Raw genomic sequence first — 23,876 nt, 5'->3', positions numbered from 1 at the left:
ACCTACAAGATTCTTGTCGAAGGTTTGCGAATGCTCACTCCTTTGATTGCTGGTTCTGGATTTGATCTCGACATTGAGCAAGATATCATCTCTTGGATCGATGGAGAATATGCAGTTGTGGTATTCCCTAGCGATCGCTCACCTTTTCAAGAGATCGGCGTTGATTTTACTGTAGGAGCGTTAATTCGTACATCACAACCAGAAGCAGCGAATGCAACTCTTGCTAAATTAACTCAACAACTCTCCAAATTAGGTAAAGATTTCATCCAAGTGAAAAAGCGCCAAGTTGGTACGACTGTTCTGACCAGCTTTGAGTTTCCCGATACGCGGGTAAGTGGTAAAACTCAGAGCATTTTTGCCTATGGTTGGCGCGATCGCCAGACTTTAATGCTGACATTGGGAGCGAATACAGCATCAGCATTTATCCCAATTCCCAAACCTGCTCTCGCTGAATCAGAGATGTTTCGCGATGCGATCGCGGATATGCCACAACCAAACTTTGGCTATTTTTATCTCAATGTCAATGCGATCGCCAAACAAGTGGCTAAGTTCTATATATTCTCGCAGAGTTTCGCTTTTCCTGCCGATGAACCGAAGCCAATATCTAAACCAGAAGTACCTGAAATGCTCCAAAAGACAATTGATAGACTTGGTGGTGCTGTTTTTGTCTATTCCGAAACTAGCGATCGCTTCCAGTCTGATTTCTTCCTTGGGTTAAATCCATAAACCAAAATAAAGATGGCGCAACGCGCCATCTTTATTTTGGTTTATGGTAATTTTTATGATTTTAATAGCTGGTTTAACAAATGTCTGATATTCCAACGCAACTGCAAAAATTAGTAATTGCCAGTGGTAATGCTGGCAAGATAAAAGAGTTTCGTGATTATTTAGCAGACCTAGGCGTAACCCTAATTCTCAAACCAGATAGCATTGATGTTGAAGAAACTGGTGCAACTTTTATTGAGAATGCTCATCTCAAAGCTTCTCAAGTTGCGATCGCTACGGGAGAATGGGCGATCGCAGATGACTCTGGACTTGAAGTAATGGCGCTTAATGGCGCTCCGGGAGTGCTTTCAGCAAGATATGCCGATACAGATAGAGATCGCATTAATCGAGTTTTATCTGAACTTAAGGATCGGGCTAATCGTGAGGCTCAGTTTGTTTGCGCGATCGCGATCGCTTCACCAGATGGTGCGATCGCGGCTGATGCAGTTGGGCTGTGCAAAGGTGCGATCGCTGATGCCCCACGCGGTAAGGGTGGATTTGGATACGATCCGATTTTCCTCATCCCAGAGTTTCAGCAAACCTTTGGTGAAATCCCACCAGAGGTCAAAGCTAAAATTAGCCATCGTGCTAATGCTCTCGCTATACTGCGATCTAAATTACAACATTTCACAAAATAGAGAGGCAGCGCAAAACGCCGTCTCTCTATTTTGTGCTTACAGCAATTTCCAATAAAAGTAACCACAAGAAATTTTTTAAAAGTGTTGCTTCGCAACACTTTTAAAAAATTTCTTGGTTCGGGTTTGAGCGCAAAGAGCTGTATATCCTATTCGAGGAACATTGCAGGTTGAACCACATTATTCCTTGTAATAATATCAATCAGTTCCTGTTTAACTTCTTCAGCTTGCTCGTTATCAATTTGACAAGTACCCGCATTAGCATGACCGCCACCTTCATACCTCAGCATCAACTCACCAATATTGATCGGACAGGTACGATTAAGAACTGACTTGCCAACAGCAAAAACAGAATTCTGCTTCTGTCTTCCCCACATATGATGAATAGAAATATTACACTCAGGATATAGGGCGTATATCATAAAGCGGTTGCCAGCATAGATCGTTTCTTCATTCTGCAAGTTAACTATAACCAGCTTATCGTGGACTTCTGCACAGTTCTGAATCTGTCTCTTAAATATCTCCTGCTGCACAAAAAATAGTTCTACTCGCTCCTTAACATTTGGAAGTTCCATGATCTCTTCAATAGTCATGCTCCTAAAAGCTTCCACCAATTCCATCATCAAAGCATAGTTAGAAATCGTAAACTCACGAAATCTTCCTAATCCTGTGCGCGAGTCCATCAAAAAGCTCAATAATACCCATTCTTGAGGATGGAGAATATCATCAATGTCAAACTGTGCCGAATCGCATTTATCTACCGCTAGCATCATCGCTTGCGAAATCTGCGGAAACTTTAATTTGCCTCCATAGTAGTTGTAGACGACTCTTGCTGCCGATGGCGCTTCACCCTCGATAATATGATTTTCTGGAGTATCATAAATGCGCATCGTCTCACTCATATGATGATCGAAGACTAAATGTGCACCCTCTATATATGGCAAGTTAGTCAAAATATCGCGATCGCAGACCTCGACCTTACCATCTTGCACATCTTTAGGATGAACGAATAGGATCTCATCGATCATATCTAGTTCTTTGAGCAATACTGCGCTGACAACTCCGTCAAAGTCACTACGGGTAATTAATCGATATTTTTTGGTTGCGTCTGACATAAGCTGAGGCTCTAGATAATCTTGCAAATATTACGATTCTGTCAATAACTATAGCTCTTTGCGCTCAAACCCAAACCAATAAATTTTTTTAAAAGTTGCTTTGCAACGCCTTTAAAAATTTATTATAGTTACTTTCTGATGTTACGTGGAACAAAAATTATCCTGACATTTCAATGTCATATTGAAAGAGGGTTTGGAGACCAAACCCCTACATTTTTTGTGTGGGTAGGGGCTTGGTCTCCAAGCCCAAATCCCTGCTTCCAATACTATAAGCAGAAATTGTTTGTTGTAAGAATTCAGACACTTTGACAAACTCAAGCTCCAATTGATGCATCGCTATATCTACGTTTTCGATATCACTAGCATGACTATTTGACTTGCAAAGAACGTTTAACGCTTTGCAAATTGTCACAAGTCTATCGGCTCCTAAAGTACCGCTTCCGCCTTTAAAGGCATGATTTTCAAAACTAATTTTGGCAAAATCTAATTGTTCAATGGCTTGTCGCATCCTTGCGATCGCTTGCTCCGAATCTTTTAAGTAAGAATCAATAATCTGCGCGAGATCCAGCTTACCTAGACATTTCTCTAACATATTCAGCGTTGACAAATTGATTACAGCAAGTCCAGAGATAGAAGAGTCTAATTGCATATAAATGCTAGATGGTGTAATCGATCGATCAATATCACTAAATTTAACTTTTGACGGATCAAGTAATTGCTTTGTTAATGACTTTAGATTTCGAGATCGCAATTCAGGCTTAGTTTGCTCAGTCTGGATTTTACTTAATTGCAAATGCTCAGAAACTCGTTGTAGCGTCGAAACTAAATCTTCAATTTGGAGCGGCTTGGCAAGGTAATCATTCATTCCCACAGATAGAGCAGTTTCACGAGATTCCTTAAAGGCATTTGCCGAAAGTCCGATAATCCAAGGATTGCGGTCTGGCATCTGACGAATATGCTGACAAGCCGTCAATCCATCCATGATCGGCATCTGGATATCCATAAAAACTAAATCGTAGGCTTGTCTCTTCAACGCATTAACCCCTTCCAAACCATTTACCACAGCATCTCCCCTATATCCCAAACGTTCTAACATTAATAAAAGAATTTGCTGATTTACAGTATTATCCTCAACAATTAAAATTTGGAAAGGATAGCTACTAGCAAAATCGCTATTTAGTTGGACGATATTAATTAAATTTTTTGACTGCGGCGATCCAGTCGAAAATACACTCAGAAATACATGATAAAGCTTTGTTGCTGTAATTGGCTTAGTCAAATATCCAGCAAAGTGGATAGAACTAGAAATATCGGTAGCTGTCACAGAGGTGAGGAGAATAACTGGTAGAGAAGGGAAAACATCTTGGATGTTTCTGGCTAGCTCCAATCCATCTATCGATTCGAGATGACGATCAATTAAGACAGCATCAAAGTTTGATGCTCCTATGTATTGAAGAGCTTCCCCTTCAGATATTGCCGATTGGACAAGCATACCCAAAGGCTGAGTATACAACTGAATGACTTGTTGAATTGTTAGCTTGGTGCTAACGACAAGCAAATGCTTTTGGTCGAGATCGGGGTCGATCGCTAAAGGCTCTGTAGCGATCGCTTGAGCGCGAATAAAAAAGCTAAAAGTCGTTCCTTGTCCCAATTCGCTCTCAACTTGTATCCCCCCACCCATAAGCTTACAAAGCTGCTTGCTAATTGCTAAGCCTAAGCCAGTACCGCCATATTGCCTTGTAATTGAGCTATCTGCTTGACTAAAAGGTTTAAACAGTCGATTGATTGCTTCTGGAGCAATACCAACACCTGTATCGCGCACAGCAAAATCTAATTGATATGTATTTGTGTCTGATTCGATCAAAGTCGAACTCAATGTAATCACAATTTCGCCACTTTCTGTAAATTTGATCGCATTACTAATCAGATTCACCAAAACCTGCCGTAGACAAGTGGAGTCGCTAATGATCCGACTCGGCACATCCAAATCGATTAAAGCCGTCAGGTCTAGAGATTTTTCGGCAGTTTGAAATGCCATCAAATCAAGGATTTCTTCAATACAATTCCGCAAATCAAAGGGATGCTCTTCTAACTCGATCGCACCAGATTCAATTTGAGAGAAATCAAGAATCTTGTTAATCACTGATAGAAGTACTTCCCCTCCTTGACGAATCCCAGTAACAAATAATTGTTGTTGAGAGGATAGCGGTGTACTGCTCAATAGTCCAGCCATCCCAATTACAGCATTCATCGGTGTGCGAATCTCGTGGCTCATGGTTGCCAAAAACTCACTCTTAGCTTTGTTAGCAGCTTCAGCTACCATTGCAGCAGCCAGTTTTGCCTCATTTTGTTTTTTCTCAGTGATATCCGCAACACTCACTACAAACTGAACTGGACAGTTGTCAATATCTCGGATTAAGCTAACACGACTGATCGCATCAACTATTTTACCGTTTTTGTGGATGTATTGGGTTTCTAGAATTGTACATTCAGTTTCCCCTACTAATAGCTTGTTTCGGTGTGCTAAAGTTGATTCGATAGAATCAGGATGAGTGATATCAATAGCTGAGATTTGAAGTAATTCTTCAGGAGAATAACCATAGGTCTTACAAATATCTTTATTAACAATTAAGAACTTTCCCTCTAAATTGAGCGTTGCCATACCCACAGGTGCATTGTCAAAAGATATTCGCAGTAGTTCTTCATTCTGACGTAATTCATTGGTACGGTGCTGCACTTTTTCTTCTAAAGAAGAGTTGAGATTTCGCAGATTTTGATAGAGTTCTGCTTGTTGAATAGCGATCGCAAGTTGCACTGACAACTGCTTAAGTAATCGTAAATCCACATCTTCCCAAATGCGCGTAGTTGAGCATTGATGAACAATTAGTAACCCCCATAGAAGAGATGAAGAATCTCCAGCATCCACATCCGAATATTGAGTAGATGTAGGTAAGAGAATGGGCACTACTAGATTCGCTTTCACTTGAAATCTTTCTAATAGTTGAACGTGACAAGAACTTAAATTTGCCACATGGATATCATTTGCCGCAAAAATTTTACCCTGTCGATATGCGCCACCTAAGTTGTCACGAAAACAAGTGTCAATTATATTTTGATGAATACTTGGCTCCCAAGGAGGATCGACAGCTTCGGCGACGATCGTGCCACTCATATTGGGATTGAATTTATAAATTACGGTGCGATCAGCTTTGAGAAAGCTTTGAACTTCTTGAACGATCGCTTCATAAATTTTATCAAGTTCTAATGATTTTCTGACCCGTAGTGAAATTTCTGCAATTAGAGTTTCTTGTTGATGCGATCGCTGTAATTTATGAAATATGGCAAACCGATCTAACAGTCTGTGAATAGTTCGGCGTAGGACAACGGCACTTATCTCATCTTTGATTAAATAGTCAGCAGCTCCAAGCTTAATGGCATTTGCGGCGACGATGCCATCTTCATATCCAGTGAGCATAATTACTGGCCATTTGGGGTCAACGATTCCTGAACTGATAATCTCTAACAGGTCGAGTCCATTGCCATCAAGCAAATTAGCATCAAGTAATACAATGTCTGGACTATGCGATCGCCAGAGGCATAATGCATCATTGACATTATCAGTCTCTAAAATCTGATAGTTAGTGGTGGAATCAGTTTGAATGTAATGACGATAAATAGAGCGATCTTTTTCACCACTGCTTACAATCAAAACCTTTACTTGAAAAGATAATCTCTGTGAACTATTTGGTGTGATCTGACTATTTGGAGAATTGGACATTACATGATTACGCGAACTAAGATGTTCTCTTAAATAGCTAGGCACAATTAAATATAAAACCCCAAAATCTGCACCGCCCGCTGCGCAGGAGATACAGATTTTGGGTTTGGTTTTTAATTATGCCAAGGTACTTAATAGAAATTATAGACTTTTTTCTATTGCCTATAGGATCGCTGTAATGGTTATAAAAAATCAGATGGGGCGAAATCGCCCCATCTGATTTTTTAATTACCCAAACCCTTAAAGTTGCGCCCCGCAGGGGCGCAACTTTACAGGTTTGGGTTTGTAATTGATTATGTACATCTACTTATGACCAATCGTCCTGCCCTTCATCCTGCGCCATATAAACTTTGCCGATCGCATGGATCGCTCTAGTTTTGGTAAATAGTGCTTCTTCAGTTAGCTGCCAATTATCGAGCACCTTGAGCAAATCAGCCTGAATATCTCTCGCTCCAACGAATCCTTTATAACGCACGATTAAACGCGCTAGATCAGCATGATCGCGATTGCTAGGCGCAGACTGCGCCAGTAAGTCATTCACAATTTGGCGATCTTTGGTGTACTGAGGATGTCTTTGATCTTTTACTTCTGCCATAAAAATTACAGCGCTTTGCGCTGAGATAAAAACCCCAAAAAATTATTGAGAGTATTGCAAAGCAATACTCTCAATAATTTTTTGGGGTTTGGTTTGGTTACAAACTACTGTCTCAAAATCACTACTTCGTTACCAGTTACAGGGGTACGCGCAATCAAATGATTTTGGGCATCTGCGACAAATAATTTCTTGAAATTGAGTGACTGCGATCTCGTTTGTAAATCTGTCACCAATTGAGTCTGTTGGCTTGGCTCCAACTTATACCAGCCATCATTAAGAGCCACAATCAAGCGTCCACGCTTAAAGTTGGTCTGTACTGAACCAAGCAAAGATTCGCCATATTGGTTCGCTACTTCCGAAACTTGGGTTTGAATCTTAGCGATCGCAATTTGTTCAGCATTTAGAGGCGCGTCACCACGCTCTGGCTTCACCAAATCTTTATTAACAGCAGGTGGTTGCTTCTTAGCATTAATGCTCACAGGTTTGCTAATCGGTGCTGGTGTTGCCGCAACTTTTTTAACATTTTGACTGTGGGCATGGGATGGCTTCAGAATGATCAAAAGAGAAAACAAAGTGACCAAAGCAACAGTACCAGCCCGTTTATCAAGAATCCGCTTAACTTCATCAGAAAGTGGAACCTGCACCGCAATGCCACTGATCGATCGCCAAATTGGAGCAGTCGCGGTCACGGTCTTTTTCCAAGCATCATTTTCTTGGAGCTTTTCCCAAGAATTTACCAAAGAAGGCGTTGCCGCTGCCTTAGCCGAAGCCTTTTGCCAAACATTTGTCGCGATCGGATCGAGCTTGTCTACAGACATTTGTAAAAATGACAAAATTTTCGGTGTAACTTGCTCTTTGACAAATTTCCAAGCAACACCAAATTCTTGCTTAACTTGGGCCACCAGAGGAGAGTCAGCTTCGATGGATGCATTAATCAATCCTGCCGCCTCACCCGTCGCATCCAATGTGCTTTCTTGACCTTCAAGGCTTTGTTGCAGTTTTGTTAAGGCGACAATTAAAGATGCGATCGCCTTAGCTGAAAATACCTTTCCTATATTTAAAGCTTTATTTAAGGTAGGGTTGCTAGAAAGACTCTCTGTGCTCGTTGTAGCAGTTGTCTCTTCACCTTCTTTTGTCACCAAATCGGACTTGGTGAGCTTTGTTTGCAGGTTACGAAGTGCAGGCAGCAAATTTTTAATAAGTTTAAGTAATAGCGCTTGCAACTGCGGCTGTACTTTTGTCCAAGTTTGCCCAACTTGCTTAGAAACGCCCTCAATTACTTCTTTAGTTTTGTTTTCTGTCATAACTGCCTCCTGTCACAATTCACACGGTTGCCATGAAAAGTATCACAAATTATGCAGTGAGATTAACATATCTTGAGTCATTTCTTAGTATTGCAGTGCTTTCCGCTGAGAAGAAAATCAATATTTTTGTTAAAAGTGTTGCAAAGCAACACTTTTAACAAAAATATTGTGGTTTGTTTAACAGCAAAGTTCTACATTTCTATAGATTAAGTACCTCGGCATAATCAAAAAATCAGAGCCAAAATCTGTACCGCCCGCCTAGCGGGCGGTACAGATTTTGGGGTTTTATATTTAATTGTGCCTAGCTACTTACATAGTTGCTATAGTTAGGTAAGCTTTATCACTTAGTTCTTGCTCCTGCCTTGATCATTGTTTTTATTAATACAAATATTACTTAAATATCATGCGTATTCTCGCTCTAGCTTGGGAGTTTCCACCACGCATCATTGGAGGAATTTCTCGTCACGTAGCAGAGCTATATCCTGAAATTGTTAAGCGCGGACATGAGGTTCATCTAATCACCGTTGCCGTCGAGTGTGGGGCATCAGCAGAAGTCGTCGATGGAATTCATGTGTACCGAATTTCCGTTGGAGTCAATAATGACTTTTTCCAATGGATTGCGAAAATGAATGCAAATATGCTGAACTTTGCGAGAGAGTTCTTGGCAATTAATTCTATAGACTTGATCCATGCCCATGATTGGTTAGTTGAAGAATCCGCGATCGCGATTACTAACGAATTTCAGATTCCACTAGTTACCACGATCCATGCCACAGAATATGGACGATGTAATGGGATTCACAACGACACGCAAAGATATATCCATCATAAAGAAATCCTCTTAACTCAAGCATCTCAGCGAGTGATTGTTTGCTCTCGATATATGCGAGGCGAATTGCAACGGGCGCTAGATTGTCCTGCCGAGAAAACCGATGTGGTCTATAACGGGCTGAGCGTTGAGCGTTGGCAAAATATTACTGCAGAGCATCAATACGATCTTGAAGCCCTAAAAGCACAATACGCGAAACCTGAAGAAGCGATTATCTACTTTGTCGGACGGATTACTTACGAAAAAGGCATTTATATTTTGCTGAATGCCATGCCCAAGGTGATCGCGGCGATGAACGATCGAGTACGTCTGGTGATTATCGGTACTGGCGACGCTTATTCTATCTTGCTCCAACGTCAAGCTTGGGATCTAGGTATTTATCATAAGGTTTTATTTACAGGCTTTATGGCAGACGCTGATTTTTGGAAATTTCAGAAGATCGCTAATTGTGCAGTATTTCCCAGCTTATACGAGCCATTTGGGATCGTCGCCCTTGAGAGTTTTGCCGCAAAAATTCCGCTTGTAGTTTCCGATACGGGAGGATTGCCAGAAGTAGTGCGCCATAAGGTCACAGGGCTAGTAACTCGCGTTAATGATGCTGATTCGTTAGCTGAAGGGATCATCGAAATCTTACAAAACCCTGAGTACGCAAAAACCTTAGTTGATAATGCTCAGTCGGATCTAAGAGAAAGCTTTGCATGGGACAAACTTGCCGAACAAACTGAAGCAGTTTTTTTGAAGGTTAAAAATTGAAGGTAACATCTTTAAAGTTACACAACATCAGTAATGACCAGTGGTGTCACTAATGAGGATTTAATTTGTGGTGAATTGCGTAAGCCTGATGGTGAAGGCAGAAAAGATAGAAGCACTGTCAGGAAAGCGATCGAAACCATGCTACCGATAAAAAACTTGGCAAACCATAATTCGCCGGAATCAGGATTTGGATTCAAATTGTGAGAAGACATAATAATTTTTTGCTTGATAATGTTGCTTGAGTATGCGAGAGCTTGAGTATGTGTTGTTATAGACGAATTAATTTACAAAAGGAGTCCCCCAAAAGTTCCAATTTTCTTTATTGAAAGGCGATCGCCATTTTTCGATTAAGTTTCGTTCAAGTTGTTGACGTGGACGTGATGAAGAAGGAGCATCCCACCAGAAGGTCATGACAACTTGTGTCGGTAGGTTGTGGGTGCTATGCAAATCGCGGTAATTAAGGAGATACCGTTTGCAATCATGAATTCCTTTCCATCGCTTATGAGATCTGCATGTCTCACCAATATACAGTAGCACTGGTGATTGTACCTCAGTAGTGAGATCGATCACAAAGTATATGCAAGCATCGTCACTGCCACCACTGGGCAAGCGATAGAACTCCGCAGGTTGGATCGGTAAGGCAAAGGGATTAATCGCATGGGGATCGCAGTGACTAGACGGCATGTCAAATAGAGCAGTTTGAACGGCGGGAATCATTGTGGTGATGGAACTCTGGTACTTAGCGATCGCCTGTTTCCATATCTGTAAAGACTGACTTCCCATTTCATAATTTGCGCTACTGTCATAGAGTCGTGAATTTCGCTGAATACCTTCACTAAAGAGCGATCCCTGTTCATAACTTAAACCAGACAAGGGGCTTAAGCCCCTTGTCTCTATATTTTGATTTTTACTGTTGTAGGGAGTAGGGCGATCGCTCATGATGATTGCTATAATTTTTTTAAACGGCACTGAACACCGCCTAAAAAATTATAGTCAGATATTTTGCCAGAAGCTCTACCATCCCAAATTATCAAAGGGCAACCTCTGACTGCACTCGCCCCAATGCAGGATGTAACCGATCTTGCCTTCATGCAAATGTTAAGCGAATATGGCTGTCCTGATTATTATGTGACAGAATACTTCCGAGTCTATGCTAACTCTAATATCGATAAGAAAATTCTTAGATCAATAACTCTGAATACAACGGGGCGACCTGTATTTGCTCAACTAATTGGTGAAAGTATTCCTGACATGCTGCGGATTGCCAAACAATTAACCAACTATCCGATCGCAGGAATTGATCTTAATCTTGGCTGCCCCGCCCCGCGAGTGTATCGCAAAAATGTTGGTGGAGGATTATTGCGTGAACCTGAAACCATTGAGCGAATTTTTGAGGCTCTGCGATCGCAAATTTCTGGACTCTTCACTGTAAAAATGCGTGTAGGTTTTGACTCAATTGAGAATTTTGAAAAGCTCTTGCAATTAATTAATCAATATCAAATTGATATGCTGAGCTTGCATGGTCGCACAGTCAAAGAGTTATATCGCGGAGAAGTGCATTATGACTTAATCCAACAAGCGGTGCAGACGGTAAATTGTCCTGTACTAGCGAATGGCAATATTACTTCTTATCTCAAGGCTGAACAGGTTTTGCAAGAGACAGGTGCGGCGGGAGTAATGATTGGGCGATCGGCGATTCGCAATCCTTGGATTTTTCAACAAATTCGCGATCGCTTTGCTGGTAAGCCAGTCCAAGTCACTACCCTTGCTGATGTGTATAGATATATTCAGCATCTATTTGCAATTACTTACCGAGATGATCTTAGAGAGAAATCCCATGTTAATTGTCTGAAAAAGTTCTTAAACTTTATCGGCACTAGCATTGATCGAGAGGGTCAGTTTTTGGCAGGAATGCGATTAGTCCAGTCAAAGCAAGATCTTTTTGATTTGTGCGAACGCCATTTACTCACTGAACCTGATCGTCCTTTTGCGATCGAGCCATATGAAAATCTTGTAGCACGCCCCAGTTGTGAATCAAACCCATAAAGTTACGCCCCCGCGGGGCGCAACTTTATGGGTTTGGGATTGTAATTAATTTGTGGATTTTATGAATAAAACAAGGCTCTTCCAGAAAAAATTTTGGAAGTTATTAATTGGGTTTTGCTTAGTATTTTTGGCAACCTTTGGAATTGATCATTTGCCAGCAAGGGCAAGCGATCGCACATTTCTGAATGTATCGCTAGATTTTGTCAATGAGTATAAATTACCAAAACAGAAGTTTGAGAATGAGATCGTTGGAGGTTTGTCTGGACTAGCTTACGATCGCATTGGTGATATTTTCTATGCAATTTCTGACGATCGCAGCGAATTTGCACCTGCTAGATTTTATGCTCTCAAACTGAAGTTCAGTCCTCAAAAAGAACAGCTCAAACTTGAGAATGTAGAAGTAATTGGTGTTGACTTCCTCAAAGATAAAACTGGCAATACTTATCCCAAGGGGGAAGTTGATCCCGAAGGAATTGCGCTAACAGGCGATCGCACTGTGCTAATTGCCAGTGAAGGCGTAACTAGCAAAGGCATTGCTCCCTTTATCGATGAGTTCGACCTATTGACAGGTAAATGGCTCAGGAGTTTACCGATTCCTCAGCGCTATTTATTCGAGCCAAAAAAAGATCCAAATCCTAATAAAAGTGACTTTCCTAAGGCAGAACCGCAGGGCGTAAGAGATAATCTTGGTTTTGAAGCGCTCACAGTAATTCGTGACTCCATCGGCGATCCTTATCGAGTCTTTGCAATTACGGAAAATGCACTAGCTCAGGATACTCAAACCGACGAGCAACAGCCATCGGAAAGTCGATTTTTGCATTATCTCGTTGGTAATATCGCACCTCTAATCGTCGCTGAGCATCGTTATCCTGTCGAAGCGATGACTTCTCCTGTCACTCAGATTGGTGTCAATGAAATCGTTGCGATCGATCGCGGCGGTCACTTTCTCACCCTTGAACGCTCCAATGGCTCATCAGGATTGAGTGCCAAAATCTGGCAAATTTTTACAGGTGATGCTAATGATACTTCCTCAATCAAAAGTTTTCGAGTTAGTCCTAATGTGCGATCGATCCGTAAAAAGCTGGTATTAGATTTAGCAACTCTTGGGATTAAATTAGATAATTTAGAAGGAATGGCGATCGGCCCCCGTTTAGCCGATGGTTCACAAAGTATCATTTTGGTTAGCGATGATAACTTCAGCGACAACCAATTCACACAATTTCTGCTATTTCGTCTAAAGCATAATTAGACTCAGACTCAAGCAAATCAATGTGTATTGCCAGTTAAGGTGTAGCAATTTGTCGAGAGTGTAGTCACATTTTCAAGAATTAATTAAGTGGTTGCTATGCCGAATGATTAATCCATGTAATTGATGGGTTGAATAAGCTCAATATGATTGAAGCTGTTCATTTTGCCCGTGAAGGGATTAGGCAAGATTAGAAAAAATGTGGTGATAGGCGATCGCCTTGACATACGATCCATTGGGATAAGCTGCTTGTAGTAAAAGCAAGTTAGAGCAAATTAGACAGGTTGCAAAATTACTTCTTCGGGAATTGAAACCCAAACACTAAACTTATCAGCATTGCATGTAATTAATATAGCTATACCTAAGTCTAAATCGCTTCTACACTCTGCGATCGCTTCGTTAAGAGAGTTACAAACTTTATGATCCACAAAGGTTTTGCCTAGAACCGTAATCGCTTTTTCTGTTCCAAAACTGGTTTTGATGCCAATTAAGCGAACTTGGTTTAGTGAACTGAGAAGCATTGTTTTGACCTTAACTCAACAGATACTAGTATCGCGTTCTATCAATGTTTAGATTGCGATCGCAAATCTACGCTCTTGTGATCTTAAAGGTAAAAAATTGCGATCGCGGTCACAAGTCCATAAAAAATTACCTTAACCAATTGGATAGATTTTTCATCATGATTAGCAATGCAAGTTTTACTTAGGACATAAAGCCCAAAAAGCGTGAGGCGGCGCTTTGCACTGCCTCAAGCTTTTTGGGCTTTGTTAAGGTTAGGATGGGTTAAACTTAAAACAAGAAATGACATTATTCCGTTGCGAATTTTTTTAGCTGTGGACAACACAAACGAACATACAGAAGCAATTTCTAAGCCCTCACGGCGCAGACATTTTTTATGGACTTTAGTAGGCGTAATTCCCATCGGAGTTGGTTTGTGTTTTGTCCATGTACCGATTAGTTGTGCTTGTGCAAATCCAGCGCCTTATATCACAGGTCTTTTTACCAGAGCGCAACAAGCATATTTTGAAGAACATAAAAAATTTGGCAAATCCTATGAGGAGTTGCAAATATCAGGAGCAATACCTACTAAAACAACCCGTTACGAATACTCCTTTGAAGTTGAGCAAGATCGAGCATTCATGTATGCAACTCCGCAAGTTGTCCCAAATGATTTTTTTCGATTAGGACTAACTACTGCAAAAATTCCTGGTGTTGTTAGTGCAGTCATCTATGACCCTAAGCAAAAAAACACAGTTAGGGTGACATGTCTCGCGGAAGACGCTTCATCTGGAAGACCTCCTAAACCTGTTTTTGACGGTAAGGCTTTCATCTGTGGTGCAGGTTTTAAGAGTCGCTAGCCTTCAGAGGCAGGTTCAACTATTCAGAGCACATCATTATTTGGTTAATGTCATGCTTGCGATCGCGTAAAATAAAAGCTGAAAAGAGAAAATTTTATGAACGCTTTAACTGTCAGCCTAGATTCTGTAATCGATCTCACCGACGAGCAGTTCTTTCAACTTTGCCACAAAAATAGCGACCTCAGATTCGAGCGCAACGCTCAAGGAGATATTACAATCACGGCTCCAGAAGGTGGCGGCACAGGAATGCGTAGTGCTAGTATCACAATCGATCTAGGGATTTGGAATCGAAAAACCAAATTAGGCTTTACTTTCGGCTCATCTACAGGCTTTAAGCTTCCCAATGGTAGCGATCGCTCTCCTGATGCATCATGGATCTTAAAAGAACGTTGGGATGCTTTAACTGAAGAGCAACAGGCAAAGTTTGCGCCCATTTGTCCAGACTTTGTGATTGAGTTAATGTCTCCTAGTGATAACTTGAAGGTTACACAAGCCAAGATGCAAGAATATCAAGAAAATGGTGCAAGGCTAGGTTGGCTGATTAATCGCAATGATCGAGAAGTGGAAGTTTATCGGATTGGGAAGGCTAAAGAAGTTTTGTCAAATCCGAGTTCTCTCTCTGGTGAAGATGTATTACCTGAGTTTGTTTTGAGCCTTGCGGAAATTTGGTAATTATGTCAATGAACCAAAGATTTTTTATCGCGCTGTTACCGCCAGATTCTATTCAAAATGAAGTTAGACAAATTCAATCTAATTTTGAAGCTCGCTATAGTTCTAAAGCCACACTCAAAGCTCCGCCGCATATCACCCTCATTCCTCCCTTTGAACTATCCAGCGATCGCCTTGAGCCATTACAAATCGAATTAGAGAAATTTGCCAAAACGCGATCGCCTTTTACGATCAACCTATCTGGATTTGCGACTTTTCCACCTCGTGTAATTTACCTTGATATTGTTCCTAACCCAGTTTTGCTAAATCTATATTTAGATATCGCGGCAACATTGGCGAATAATCTGGACATTTTCGATCCCTATGCTTCCAGACCTTTTGTGCCACATATGACCGTTGTTCTTCGAGACTTGACTCCTGAGAACTTTGAGCTGGCTTGGGCAGAATTTCGCGATCACCAAATTAATTTTGAATTTGAGGCGATTAATCTGACGCTATTGGCGCATGACGAACAGAAATGGAATGTTCAATCTAACTTTGCCTTTCCAGAAAATTAGATTTTAGTCTGATTTAAACTTATTGCGCAATTGACTGCTTAGCGCATCAATACTGGTCACAACTACTAATAGAACTAGCATCATTGTCATCGCTTTGTTATATTCAAAACCACGAATGTAGCTAACCAACTCGAAACCAATTCCACCCGCACCGACTACTCCTAAAACTGAGGCGGCGCGGATATTGTATTCAAACATATACAGTGTATAGCCGAGACACAGTGGTAAAACCTGCGGCATGATGCCATATTGAGCAATTTGCCACCACGAGGCGCGACTTACTTGCAGAGATTCAAGAGATCGCTTATCTACGGACTCGATCGCTTCTTGATAGAACTTCGCTAGGTAACCAATCGTGTAAATGCCTAGAGCCAAAGTTCCCGCTGGAGCACCTAAGCCTGTCGCCGCCACAAAAAACAATCCTAAAATAATCGATGGAACTGAACGGACAGCATTTTGGAAAAGATTTGCCATCCAACGTAACCACAATGGTGAAAGATTTTGGGCTGATAATAGAGCGATCGGAATTGAGAGAATTGCCCCAATCGTCGTTCCCCAGAGTGACATTTGCACAGTCTCAATTAACGCCTTAATCGCCACATCTAATATGCTCAAATCGGGCGGCCAAAGACGCGACAAAAAATCCGCCATGTAAGGCAGACTGGTTTGGATTAACTTGGGATCAACTTTTAAGCCTTGTAATGACCAAATATAAGCCCATCCTAGACCGATAATTACTAAAAATCTGAAGCCCCAGATGTTGTAGCGGCTAGAAGTGTAAGGGCGAATTCGATCAAGAAATTTCATTATGCAGCGTTAGCGGACTGAACTAGGGATAGATTTTGCAACTTTGCAAATTGTCTGTCCATATTTTGACAGTCCCCATCATACCAGACCTGCCCTTCTTGAAGAACGATCGCTCTCTGGGCATACTTGGCTGCAAGCGCGAGATCGTGCAGTACAACTACAACTGTCAGACCTTTGCGATTCATCTCTTGTAAGCTGCTCATCACTTGTTCAACTCCCGATACATCCAAGCCTGTAGTTGGCTCATCGGCTAGCAAAATATGAGGCGACTGAATCAAGGTACGGGCGATCGCCACACGTTGACGTTGTCCGCCGCTTAGTTGGCGAGCTTTTTGGTAGATTTGTTCTTGCAGTCCCATTTTTTGTAATAACTGCATAGCCACACGGCGATCGCGCTTTGGAAATCCCCATAAACTTTGCCATGTATTTAGTTCCCCAAGACATCCACAAAGAACATTATCTAAACAGGAAAGTTGATCGACTAAGCCGCCGCCTTGAAAAAGGAAACCGACATTTTTGCGAACTTCATCGACTTGCTTTGGTTGGACTGCCGTGCCACAGATCTGGATTTCGCCTTGACTCACAGGAACTAATCCCACCAGCGATCTCAAAAGAGTTGATTTTCCTGCACCGTTCAAACCAAGTAGAGCTACAAATTCCCCATGATTGATTTTTAAATCAATTCCATTCAAAATCGGACGCTTTAAAGTAGCTTGATAAGCAGTGCTGACATTGTGACAAGCGATCGCAGGTGAGTTGTTTTCTGATCCAAGTTCCATAATTTTAAGTTTCTAATTTTTTGAAGATACAGTCTTTTGATGTAAAACGGTATAAAAGAATTTTGGTAAAAAGCTTGCAAAGCAAGCTTTTTACCAAAATTCTTGATTTTTAGCTCAGCGCTAAGTGCAATAAATAGACTATGGTTTCAGTCCGGCCCGTTGAATAGCAGTACGCATCGTCGCCAAATGTTGCTCATGCTCAACCTTGACTAGCTCAGTGGAGTTGTAAAGACTGCGAAATAGTTCTTTATTTTCAGACTCATTCAGCTTCAAAAAGGCTTTAATCAACTTTTCTCGCAGATCGGCAGGCACACTGTCATCAATGGCAATCCCATGGGCTGGTACGTTAGGAACTGCGTGCAATACCCGTAATGTTTTCCCTTCTTCCGCTGTAATCCAAGGTGGGAGCAGCGCATATTCGGAAACTACAGCCACATCGGCTTGACCACGCAATAATGCTTGTAATGCACTACTGTAGCCATCTCCATAGGTAACCTTCCCAAAAAACTGTTCTAAGCGATCGGGTCCATCCACGAACTTGAGTCCCACCAATTCACTGACAGGAAAAATAAATCCAGAACCAGATGAACGAGAGGTAAACGCCATGCGCTTACCCCGCAACTGTTCTAAAGTTAGGGTTGGATCGGCCAAGGTTTTTAAAGGGCTATCTTCAGAAACGACAAAGATCGAGTTGTAGGTTTTGCCCCCCGAATAGTCAGCGCGAACTTCGGCTAAGTACATTTTTGCCCCTGATAGTTGCTCCGCCTTAAGAGCAGCGCGACCACTTACAAAAGCGACATTGGCGCGATTGGCTTTTAAAGCTTCCACAGAGGCTGTTTCGTCAGCGGTGATCCCCTTCACAGGCATACCGACTTCTTTTGATAAAATCGCTGTAACTTGATCGACTTTATTTTGCAAATCTTTAGTATCACGGCGAGTTGCAAAAGCGATCGTGATCTCCTTGAGCGGTGCCTGTGCTACTTCAGTAGGAGTAGGCTTTGTTTCTGGGGCTGACTCCTTCGCTGGAGTAGATGTCTGAGCTGCATTAGTCTGGGATGGAGTCTGTGGAGTATTTCCTGTACAGGCGGTTAATCCTACCAAAGATATTAATCCTGCAAATACAGCAAGATTAATAGGTAAACACGAAATTTTTTTCATTGATTTTTTGAAAACAGTCAATATACTAATGACTAATACTTGCAATAACTTTTAAAAATAGCTTACGCTTATTTGAGAATTAAAGTCAATAATTTACAAGTTTTTTTTTGAGTTTTTAGCGATCGCCTATTTGCCAAGTCTCAAAAATGACTTGATAATTACGAATTACGAATTATAAAAAAATAATTCGTAATTCACAATTCGTAATTCGTAATTGATATGCAGTGAAATCGCTATGACCGAAAATCAAATCCCCGAAGGCGTAGAACGAGAAGTGAAAACTATGGGCGGTGCAGCAATCGACGGCGCACCGATCGCTTATATTATTGTCCTCGCCGCCGTTGCTACCGTTTTAGCATTTATTCCTTTTTCGATTGTGCTTGGCTCAGGCAAAGGCATTCCCCTTAGTCAAAGTATTTATCCTCTGCTAGGTTGGTTGCTTGGTCCCTTAGCAGGTGCATTAGCTAGCGGCATCGGCACATTAATCGGCGTATTTCTTGCACCCTATACAGCAGGAGTTCCCGCGATCGCAATTTGGGGAGCAGTAATTGCTAGCTTTGCGGCAGGCTCGATGGTAATTGGACAAAAGCGCCAATATTGGTATTTGGGATTAACGATTTTGTTTGCGATCGAGCTTGCGGCTTATGCTTACTTAGCGGTTATACGTAATGGGATTCCTGTAAATACTTTTGTGGCAGGAGCCTTTATCGACTGGTCAGCCTTATTACTATTTGTGTTGCCAACTCGCACATTATTTGCACGTTTGATTAGTAGCAATAACCTTGTAAAAGTAGCGATCGGGATTTTTTGTGGCACTTGGACAATTTGCGGACTGGCTCACCTTAGCCAAGTTCCATTTACTTATTATTTATTCAACTGGCCAGAACCAATTTGGAATATGTTAATTCCGATTATTCCTGTCGAGAATGCCATGCGGGGGCTATCTGGTGCTGTTATTGGTACTGGCGTGATTTCGGGCTTGAGAGCGATTAATTTGGTAAAACCAAAGGAAGCAATTTATTAGCTCACTTACTCACCAAACCCAAAAAGACAAATTGTCCGCTACGCGGGCGATTTGTCTTTTTGGGTTTGCTTTTTTATTCCCCAACTACTTAATGCATTAAAATATGTCAAAAAACGATATGTCAAGTATCTCTAGCGATCGCAAACAACGTAGTCCTAAACCCAAAAAGATTTCTAAGATTAAACGTTTTTTTAAATGGTTAGAATCGCGATTTGCGACACCAGAATTTATTGGGGGAATGTATACCGCATTAACGCTGTTCTTTTTTATGGCCGCGACAAATACCCTTGCAGGTTGGCTATATGTAATTAGTGGTGTGAGTTTAGCACTATTGATTGTGGGGGCGGTGATGCCAAAACGCTTACTCGCAGAAATGGTGGTGGTGCGATCGCAAATTGATCCAGTTAGTGTCGGTGATGATCTATGGGTAGATTTGACGATTCAAAATACGGGGCGAACTGAAAAGAGATTGCTGGAAGTTCGGGATATTTTGCCAGAAAATCTCTCGAATATTTTGCAGCAAGACATGGTGATCGAGTTGATTGCGCCGCTGCAAGAATATCACTGGACGTATGAAGCGAAAACCGCAAAGCGCGGTGTATTTTTGTTTCGATCTACAGAAATTGCTACTTCCAGCCCCTTAGGATTATTCCGCAGTCGTCGTGCTTGTCCATCGGGACAGAAAGCGATCGTTTATCCAACAGTGCTACCCCTCGATCTCTGTCCATTGGTCGATCAATTAGGAAGTGAGACAAGTCCGCGTCAATATAGCGATGAGCATAACTACAGCAATGCAACGGAAGGTTTAACTAAAACCTTGCGCCCCTATCGCTGGGGCGATCCGACCAGATTAATCCATTGGCGGACAAGTGCCAAGTTTGGTGAATTGCGGGTGCGGGAATTGGAAGTGACGATTGGGGGACAAGAAGTCGCGATCGCCCTTGACAATTCTGTTGGATGGGAGCCTGAAGCCTTTGAAGAAGCAGTAGTGACAGCAGCTTCGCTCTATTTCTATGCTCAAAAGTCAAAGTTGAGCGTCAGACTTTGGACACATGACACAGGTATTGTCCAGAGCGATCGCGCAGTATTAGAAACCTTAGCTGCCGTGAATATTTCCGAAAAACCCGCAGATATTCTCAAAGATTTGCCAGATCTACCCGTGGTGTGGCTATCCCATCGCAACGATAGCATCGCCTATTTACCCTTTGGTAGTCGTTGGGTGCTGTGGCAATCGTCAGGACAATCATCCAAAGTATCAGTTCCCAATCAGAGATCGCTAGGTTTAACAATTGAAACAATCTTAGACACTGAAGATTTAAGTTATAAATCTTTGCGATCGCAACTTCAAGAATATCTAACGCTTTAGCTTTACAAAACCCCAAATTGTTGAGGCGGACTTTGCCCGCCTCAAACGAACCAATAATTTTTTAAAAGTGGTGCGAAGCACCACTTTTAAAAAATTATTGGTTCGGGTTTGAGCGCAAAGCGCTGTAAGACGGGCTAACGATTGCTATACTTTTTGATATCGCGTTAACTTCGCAATTTTTACGTTCGCAGCGACAAAAAAACTGGTGGCATCTTATGGCGCTCAAAATCGGAAGACTTGAAATTGGGTATCGCTTGCTAATTTCTCTAACCGCGATCGCGATCGCCTATGGGTGGATAGGCTCTCAGTTAAGCACTTTATTTTATTTTGGCGACTACCTAGGCTTGGTTTTTTTGTTTATGCTTGCGGTAGTTGGCATATTTGCCATCCCTCAGAGTGTCGGGGGACTGTTGGCTGCGATCGCAGCAGTGATTACAGTCTATTGGCAGACCTCTGATCTTACCTACAGTTTGATTACTGCGGGTGTTTGCCTAGGAATGTATTTGCTCGGTTTTCAAGATGTCCGTTACGATCCTGCGCCAGAAAAAAAGCTATCTATCCTTGAAATTGTCGCCACACTGATCACGATTGGATTTATGGTGCAGATGGCGCTGCTAATTTTACAGACTCCATCAAGCTGGTTAACCAGCATAGTAATCGGTGCGATTGCCGCCGCGATTACCCTCATTGGTCGGCAATTCGCCTATATCGATATCCCTCAAAAAATGCTTTGGCAATTATTTGGTGGAGTGACCATTATTAGTCTAGCGATCGGCTTTGCGATCAGAGCCATCAGCTATGCCACAACCAAACCAGTCCAACTGTTCTAAACAAAAGATGAGAGGCGGTACAAAGAGCCACCTCTCATTTTTTGTTTAGAACTACTGCCAATACAGCCCAACTAAACCATATTCAAAAAATGCAGACATCGAAGCAAGCTTGATGATGGTTGAGTTCGCAACTATAAACGTTAGGATTGGAGCCAAATAGCTCCAACGATTTATAAACTTACTAGCTAAAAATGCGATCGCTAGAGTATTAGCTGGATAAATATAAAAAGCAAATCGAGGCAAAAACTTGGTCGGACTCCAGATTTCTGACTGAGCTGCAACAAAAAACATAGCAATTAACATCACAGTACAAAAGCAAGCCGTAATTGTAAATAAAAGTGTAAATAGCAGTTGATGATCGTCAGGATTTGTATCATCTTTTTTCTGGATAATAAGATAAATCAACAAACCTGTAGAAGCGATCGCTCCAAATATCATGCCACCATATAAATAAGACATAAATCCATTGGATAAAAACTGCCAGATTCGACCAAAATCTAAACTTAAAATTGCTTTAGTCCAATTTTGGAAACTATAAGTAAGATTGCTAGATGGACTGCTAAGACTTTGAATATTCCCTAATGTGCCTAGGATTTGTTGAAGCGAAATATATTTCCAAAATACGTTTAATGCGATCGATAACAACGGGACTAAAACACCAAGAATTGGACGTTTATAGATAAACAATAAAATCGAACTGATTAGAATTAAGGGGTAAATATCATAAACTAATGAACCAGATACAATTAGTAGTATTAGCAATGGATGATTAAGAAATTCATCGTGGGTTAATTCGAGGGTTGCCCATAGGATAATCGATGCAAAAGCAAAAGCTGTCATATGCGGAGAAGGCTGGGCAACAAAATGTACAAAACCCCAACTTGATGCACAGCATAGAATAGCGATATTCCGCATCCTTTCGTCTAGATTAGCAATTTCTCCAATTCGATATATCGCTATACATGAACTTATCCAAAGGAAAATATTTAGACTAATACTCATAAACCAACGATGCCCTTGTATCCCCACCAATGAATTGATATAGCCATAAAAGAAACGATTTAAAAATACAGAAAAGCTGGCATCATAAGTAGGCTCTGTAAATATTTTTTCGGATGGAATAAAATGACGCATATCGCAATGCACAGGTAAACTAGAATCTTCGTAAGAACATTCCCAAGTCAGATTATTGTCTTTTCCTGCTATATAGTTAGAAGGCAGTTGGCTTAGAAGCCGAAAGGAATATGTGAAGGGCGAATCTAGGAATAAATGCGTACAAGAATTAAAAAGAATAATTATAATTGTTAAACTTAAAACAATTAATTGCTTACGCTGATGAAAATATTCAAAAAATTTATATCCGATTAAGCCAATTATACTGAGATAGAGAATCCAACTCAGAAACTCTAATTGAGGTGCGATCGTAATAGGCAATCTTAAGGTTATTAAGAAACCTAATAGAAAATACCATTTAGAATATTGAATACCAAGTGATAACTTGGTAAACCAATACCACAATCCCATAAAAACTAAAGCTGGTAAAAAATTCAATAGTCCTACTTTTGTAGAAACAAAAAAACTCGTCCACCAACATTGTGCTATGACTGCAATTAAGATGATCCCAATATCTTTGAATATAAATATTTTGGAAATATCAGTGTCAGAAATCTTTGTGATTGTGGGAGGCTGTTGATTCATGAATGGTTCTTCTCGCAATAATCTACAGAAATGGCGCGATCTTAATATTTATTATTATCAAGACATCGAAAAGTTTTATAAAACTTTTATTCAGAAAGAAACAAAAGTTTTAGAGGTTGGATCTAATCTTGGATATTTACTTAACTCTTTGCAGCCAAGCTATGGATCAAGAATTGAACAAAATCTACATGCAGTAAAGCAAGCTCAAACACTCTATCCTCAATTAGATTTTATAGTCTTAGATGCTGAGTCATTTTGCTCGTCAGAGATATTCGACTAAAAGACTCACTATGCGCTACAAAAGCAATATCGCGCCAAAACTACCAAAAGTTGGCAGCAAATCGAGATTTCTTTGGAGACATTGATCCTTTTGGAGACTTTGATCTACTCTTTGGGGCTGCTAAGTTAGGCTTAAAGATTACAGATATTCCCGTTCGCTATTTCCCTCGCACCTATGGCAAATCTAATATTAGTCATATTCAAGGAGGGCTTATATTGCTAAAAATGTGTTTTCATGCAGCAAAGAAAATTAAATTTATATAAAAATTAAACAAAAAAATCGCC

Annotated in this window: 23 protein-coding genes and 1 pseudogene; 14 read left to right on the top strand and 10 right to left on the bottom strand. The window is 41.0% G+C overall.

Annotation, left to right across the window (positions count from 1 at the left end; translation table 11 throughout):
* Positions 1 to 726: DUF3352 domain-containing protein (locus APA_RS13685; protein ID WP_201322813.1), on the top strand; the 726-nt coding region annotated here is incomplete at its 5' end.
* Positions 727 to 806: 80 nt separating this feature from the next.
* On the top strand, positions 807 to 1,403 hold the full coding sequence (gene rdgB / locus APA_RS13680) for an RdgB/HAM1 family non-canonical purine NTP pyrophosphatase (RefSeq protein ID WP_201322812.1): 597 nt from the start codon (positions 807 to 809) through the stop codon (positions 1,401 to 1,403).
* Between the two features lie 146 nt (positions 1,404 to 1,549).
* On the opposite strand, the gene APA_RS13675 is transcribed toward rdgB, so the two are convergent.
* The 4 genes from APA_RS13675 to APA_RS13660 form a co-directional block, all read right to left on the bottom strand.
* Entirely contained in the window at positions 1,550 to 2,515 is a 966-nt protein-coding gene (locus APA_RS13675) for an exopolyphosphatase (protein ID WP_201322811.1), read from the bottom strand.
* A 208-nt stretch (positions 2,516 to 2,723) separates the two neighbouring features.
* Positions 2,724 to 6,293 carry a response regulator gene (locus APA_RS13670; RefSeq protein ID WP_201322810.1) on the bottom strand — a complete coding sequence of 1,190 codons (3,570 nt, stop codon included), beginning with the start codon at positions 6,291 to 6,293 and terminating at the stop codon, positions 2,724 to 2,726.
* Between the two features lie 307 nt (positions 6,294 to 6,600).
* The gene (locus APA_RS13665) at positions 6,601 to 6,888 is read right to left on the bottom strand and encodes a DUF3288 family protein (RefSeq protein WP_201322809.1); all 288 of its coding nucleotides are present in this window, start codon (positions 6,886 to 6,888) and stop codon (positions 6,601 to 6,603) included.
* A gap of 104 nt (positions 6,889 to 6,992) precedes the next feature.
* Positions 6,993 to 8,192 (bottom strand): hypothetical protein, encoded by a 1,200-nt coding sequence (locus tag APA_RS13660; protein ID WP_201322808.1) that lies wholly within the window; start codon positions 8,190 to 8,192, stop codon positions 6,993 to 6,995.
* Positions 8,193 to 8,595: 403 nt separating this feature from the next.
* Here APA_RS13660 and APA_RS13655 point away from each other — a divergent pair, with 403 nt between their 5' ends.
* Positions 8,596 to 9,774 (top strand): glycosyltransferase family 4 protein, encoded by a 1,179-nt coding sequence (locus APA_RS13655; protein WP_201322807.1) that lies wholly within the window; start codon positions 8,596 to 8,598, stop codon positions 9,772 to 9,774.
* Positions 9,775 to 9,807: 33 nt separating this feature from the next.
* Complete coding sequence (locus tag APA_RS13650) at positions 9,808 to 9,978, top strand: hypothetical protein (RefSeq protein ID WP_201322806.1); 171 nt, start codon at positions 9,808 to 9,810, stop codon at positions 9,976 to 9,978.
* Positions 9,979 to 10,053: 75 nt separating this feature from the next.
* Here APA_RS13650 and APA_RS13645 read toward each other — a convergent pair whose 3' ends face one another.
* Complete coding sequence (locus APA_RS13645; RefSeq protein WP_201322805.1) at positions 10,054 to 10,713, bottom strand: GIY-YIG nuclease family protein; 660 nt, start codon at positions 10,711 to 10,713, stop codon at positions 10,054 to 10,056.
* Between the two features lie 123 nt (positions 10,714 to 10,836).
* Between APA_RS13645 and APA_RS13640 the strand changes: the two genes are divergently transcribed.
* Both APA_RS13640 and APA_RS13635 read left to right on the top strand, forming a co-directional pair.
* A complete protein-coding gene (locus APA_RS13640) occupies positions 10,837 to 11,820 on the top strand; it encodes a tRNA-dihydrouridine synthase family protein (RefSeq protein WP_201322825.1) in 984 nt (327 codons plus the stop codon).
* 61 nt (positions 11,821 to 11,881) lie between these two features.
* Positions 11,882 to 13,069: an esterase-like activity of phytase family protein gene (locus tag APA_RS13635; protein ID WP_201322804.1), complete on the top strand. Its 1,188-nt coding sequence runs from the start codon at positions 11,882 to 11,884 to the stop codon at positions 13,067 to 13,069.
* A 272-nt stretch (positions 13,070 to 13,341) separates the two neighbouring features.
* Here APA_RS13635 and APA_RS13630 read toward each other — a convergent pair whose 3' ends face one another.
* Positions 13,342 to 13,587 (bottom strand): hypothetical protein, encoded by a 246-nt coding sequence (locus APA_RS13630; RefSeq protein WP_201322803.1) that lies wholly within the window; start codon positions 13,585 to 13,587, stop codon positions 13,342 to 13,344.
* Between the two features lie 312 nt (positions 13,588 to 13,899).
* Here APA_RS13630 and APA_RS13625 point away from each other — a divergent pair, with 312 nt between their 5' ends.
* The 3 genes from APA_RS13625 (at position 13,900) to APA_RS13615 (ending at position 15,650) form a co-directional block, all read left to right on the top strand.
* Complete coding sequence (locus APA_RS13625; RefSeq protein WP_201322802.1) at positions 13,900 to 14,424, top strand: type IV pilin-like G/H family protein; 525 nt, start codon at positions 13,900 to 13,902, stop codon at positions 14,422 to 14,424.
* Positions 14,425 to 14,520: 96 nt separating this feature from the next.
* Positions 14,521 to 15,096 carry a Uma2 family endonuclease gene (locus tag APA_RS13620; protein ID WP_201322801.1) on the top strand — a complete coding sequence of 192 codons (576 nt, stop codon included), beginning with the start codon at positions 14,521 to 14,523 and terminating at the stop codon, positions 15,094 to 15,096.
* Positions 15,097 to 15,104: 8 nt separating this feature from the next.
* Positions 15,105 to 15,650 carry a 2'-5' RNA ligase family protein gene (locus APA_RS13615; protein WP_201322800.1) on the top strand — a complete coding sequence of 182 codons (546 nt, stop codon included), beginning with the start codon at positions 15,105 to 15,107 and terminating at the stop codon, positions 15,648 to 15,650.
* 3 nt (positions 15,651 to 15,653) lie between these two features.
* Here APA_RS13615 and phnE read toward each other — a convergent pair whose 3' ends face one another.
* The 3 genes from phnE to APA_RS13600 form a co-directional block, all read right to left on the bottom strand.
* On the bottom strand, positions 15,654 to 16,460 hold the full coding sequence (gene phnE, locus APA_RS13610; RefSeq protein WP_201322824.1) for a phosphonate ABC transporter, permease protein PhnE: 807 nt from the start codon (positions 16,458 to 16,460) through the stop codon (positions 15,654 to 15,656).
* Positions 16,457 to 17,236, bottom strand: coding sequence for a phosphonate ABC transporter ATP-binding protein (locus APA_RS13605; protein ID WP_201322799.1), 780 nt, complete (start codon positions 17,234 to 17,236; stop codon positions 16,457 to 16,459). The genes phnE and APA_RS13605 overlap by 4 nt, the downstream gene beginning before the upstream one ends.
* A 138-nt stretch (positions 17,237 to 17,374) precedes the next feature.
* Complete coding sequence (locus APA_RS13600; RefSeq protein ID WP_201322798.1) at positions 17,375 to 18,394, bottom strand: phosphate/phosphite/phosphonate ABC transporter substrate-binding protein; 1,020 nt, start codon at positions 18,392 to 18,394, stop codon at positions 17,375 to 17,377.
* Between the two features lie 235 nt (positions 18,395 to 18,629).
* Here APA_RS13600 and APA_RS13595 point away from each other — a divergent pair, with 235 nt between their 5' ends.
* The 3 genes from APA_RS13595 (at position 18,630) to APA_RS13585 (ending at position 21,614) form a co-directional block, all read left to right on the top strand.
* Positions 18,630 to 19,418, top strand: coding sequence for a hypothetical protein (locus tag APA_RS13595; RefSeq protein ID WP_236579576.1), 789 nt, complete (start codon positions 18,630 to 18,632; stop codon positions 19,416 to 19,418).
* A gap of 103 nt (positions 19,419 to 19,521) precedes the next feature.
* On the top strand, positions 19,522 to 20,784 hold the full coding sequence (locus APA_RS13590) for a DUF58 domain-containing protein (protein WP_236579575.1): 1,263 nt from the start codon (positions 19,522 to 19,524) through the stop codon (positions 20,782 to 20,784).
* Between the two features lie 215 nt (positions 20,785 to 20,999).
* Positions 21,000 to 21,614 (top strand): hypothetical protein, encoded by a 615-nt coding sequence (locus APA_RS13585; protein ID WP_201322796.1) that lies wholly within the window; start codon positions 21,000 to 21,002, stop codon positions 21,612 to 21,614.
* Between the two features lie 51 nt (positions 21,615 to 21,665).
* Here APA_RS13585 and APA_RS13580 read toward each other — a convergent pair whose 3' ends face one another.
* Positions 21,666 to 23,312, bottom strand: coding sequence for a hypothetical protein (locus APA_RS13580; protein WP_201322795.1), 1,647 nt, complete (start codon positions 23,310 to 23,312; stop codon positions 21,666 to 21,668).
* Between APA_RS13580 and APA_RS13575 the strand changes: the two genes are divergently transcribed.
* Both APA_RS13575 and APA_RS13570 read left to right on the top strand, forming a co-directional pair.
* Positions 23,311 to 23,592: a hypothetical protein gene (locus tag APA_RS13575; RefSeq protein WP_201322794.1), complete on the top strand. Its 282-nt coding sequence runs from the start codon at positions 23,311 to 23,313 to the stop codon at positions 23,590 to 23,592. The two genes, APA_RS13580 and APA_RS13575, sit on opposite strands and share 2 nt — an antisense overlap.
* Positions 23,586 to 23,855, top strand: a pseudogene (locus APA_RS13570) (glycosyl transferase); the annotation flags it as partial. The gene APA_RS13575 and the pseudogene APA_RS13570, both read left to right, overlap by 7 nt.
* Between the last annotated feature and the right edge of the window lie 21 nt (positions 23,856 to 23,876).

It is taken from the genome of Pseudanabaena sp. lw0831 (assembly GCF_016584665.1).
GTDB lineage: Bacteria > Cyanobacteriota > Cyanobacteriia > Pseudanabaenales > Pseudanabaenaceae > Pseudanabaena.
Note: the sequence above shows the minus strand (reverse complement) of the source record. Positions and strands in the feature narration are given on the sequence as shown.

Excerpts from the sequence above, each read along its gene's own strand:
- rdgB (WP_201322812.1), top strand. The coding sequence starts at position 807 with ATGTCTGATATTCCAACGCAACTGCAAAAATTAGTAATTGCCAGTGGT.
- APA_RS13675 (WP_201322811.1), bottom strand. The coding sequence starts at position 2,515 with ATGTCAGACGCAACCAAAAAATATCGATTAATTACCCGTAGTGACTTT.
- APA_RS13670 (WP_201322810.1), bottom strand. The coding sequence starts at position 6,293 with ATGTCCAATTCTCCAAATAGTCAGATCACACCAAATAGTTCACAGAGA.
- APA_RS13665 (WP_201322809.1), bottom strand. The coding sequence starts at position 6,888 with ATGGCAGAAGTAAAAGATCAAAGACATCCTCAGTACACCAAAGATCGC.
- APA_RS13660 (WP_201322808.1), bottom strand. The coding sequence starts at position 8,192 with ATGACAGAAAACAAAACTAAAGAAGTAATTGAGGGCGTTTCTAAGCAA.
- APA_RS13655 (WP_201322807.1), top strand. The coding sequence starts at position 8,596 with ATGCGTATTCTCGCTCTAGCTTGGGAGTTTCCACCACGCATCATTGGA.
- APA_RS13650 (WP_201322806.1), top strand. The coding sequence starts at position 9,808 with ATGACCAGTGGTGTCACTAATGAGGATTTAATTTGTGGTGAATTGCGT.
- APA_RS13645 (WP_201322805.1), bottom strand. The coding sequence starts at position 10,713 with ATGAGCGATCGCCCTACTCCCTACAACAGTAAAAATCAAAATATAGAG.
- APA_RS13640 (WP_201322825.1), top strand. The coding sequence starts at position 10,837 with ATGCAGGATGTAACCGATCTTGCCTTCATGCAAATGTTAAGCGAATAT.
- APA_RS13635 (WP_201322804.1), top strand. The coding sequence starts at position 11,882 with ATGAATAAAACAAGGCTCTTCCAGAAAAAATTTTGGAAGTTATTAATT.
- APA_RS13630 (WP_201322803.1), bottom strand. The coding sequence starts at position 13,587 with ATGCTTCTCAGTTCACTAAACCAAGTTCGCTTAATTGGCATCAAAACC.
- APA_RS13620 (WP_201322801.1), top strand. The coding sequence starts at position 14,521 with ATGAACGCTTTAACTGTCAGCCTAGATTCTGTAATCGATCTCACCGAC.
- APA_RS13615 (WP_201322800.1), top strand. The coding sequence starts at position 15,105 with ATGAACCAAAGATTTTTTATCGCGCTGTTACCGCCAGATTCTATTCAA.
- APA_RS13605 (WP_201322799.1), bottom strand. The coding sequence starts at position 17,236 with ATGGAACTTGGATCAGAAAACAACTCACCTGCGATCGCTTGTCACAAT.
- APA_RS13600 (WP_201322798.1), bottom strand. The coding sequence starts at position 18,394 with ATGAAAAAAATTTCGTGTTTACCTATTAATCTTGCTGTATTTGCAGGA.
- APA_RS13595 (WP_236579576.1), top strand. The coding sequence starts at position 18,630 with ATGACCGAAAATCAAATCCCCGAAGGCGTAGAACGAGAAGTGAAAACT.
- APA_RS13590 (WP_236579575.1), top strand. The coding sequence starts at position 19,522 with ATGTCAAAAAACGATATGTCAAGTATCTCTAGCGATCGCAAACAACGT.
- APA_RS13585 (WP_201322796.1), top strand. The coding sequence starts at position 21,000 with ATGGCGCTCAAAATCGGAAGACTTGAAATTGGGTATCGCTTGCTAATT.
- APA_RS13575 (WP_201322794.1), top strand. The coding sequence starts at position 23,311 with ATGAATGGTTCTTCTCGCAATAATCTACAGAAATGGCGCGATCTTAAT.
- APA_RS13580 (WP_201322795.1), bottom strand. The coding sequence starts at position 23,312 with ATGAATCAACAGCCTCCCACAATCACAAAGATTTCTGACACTGATATT.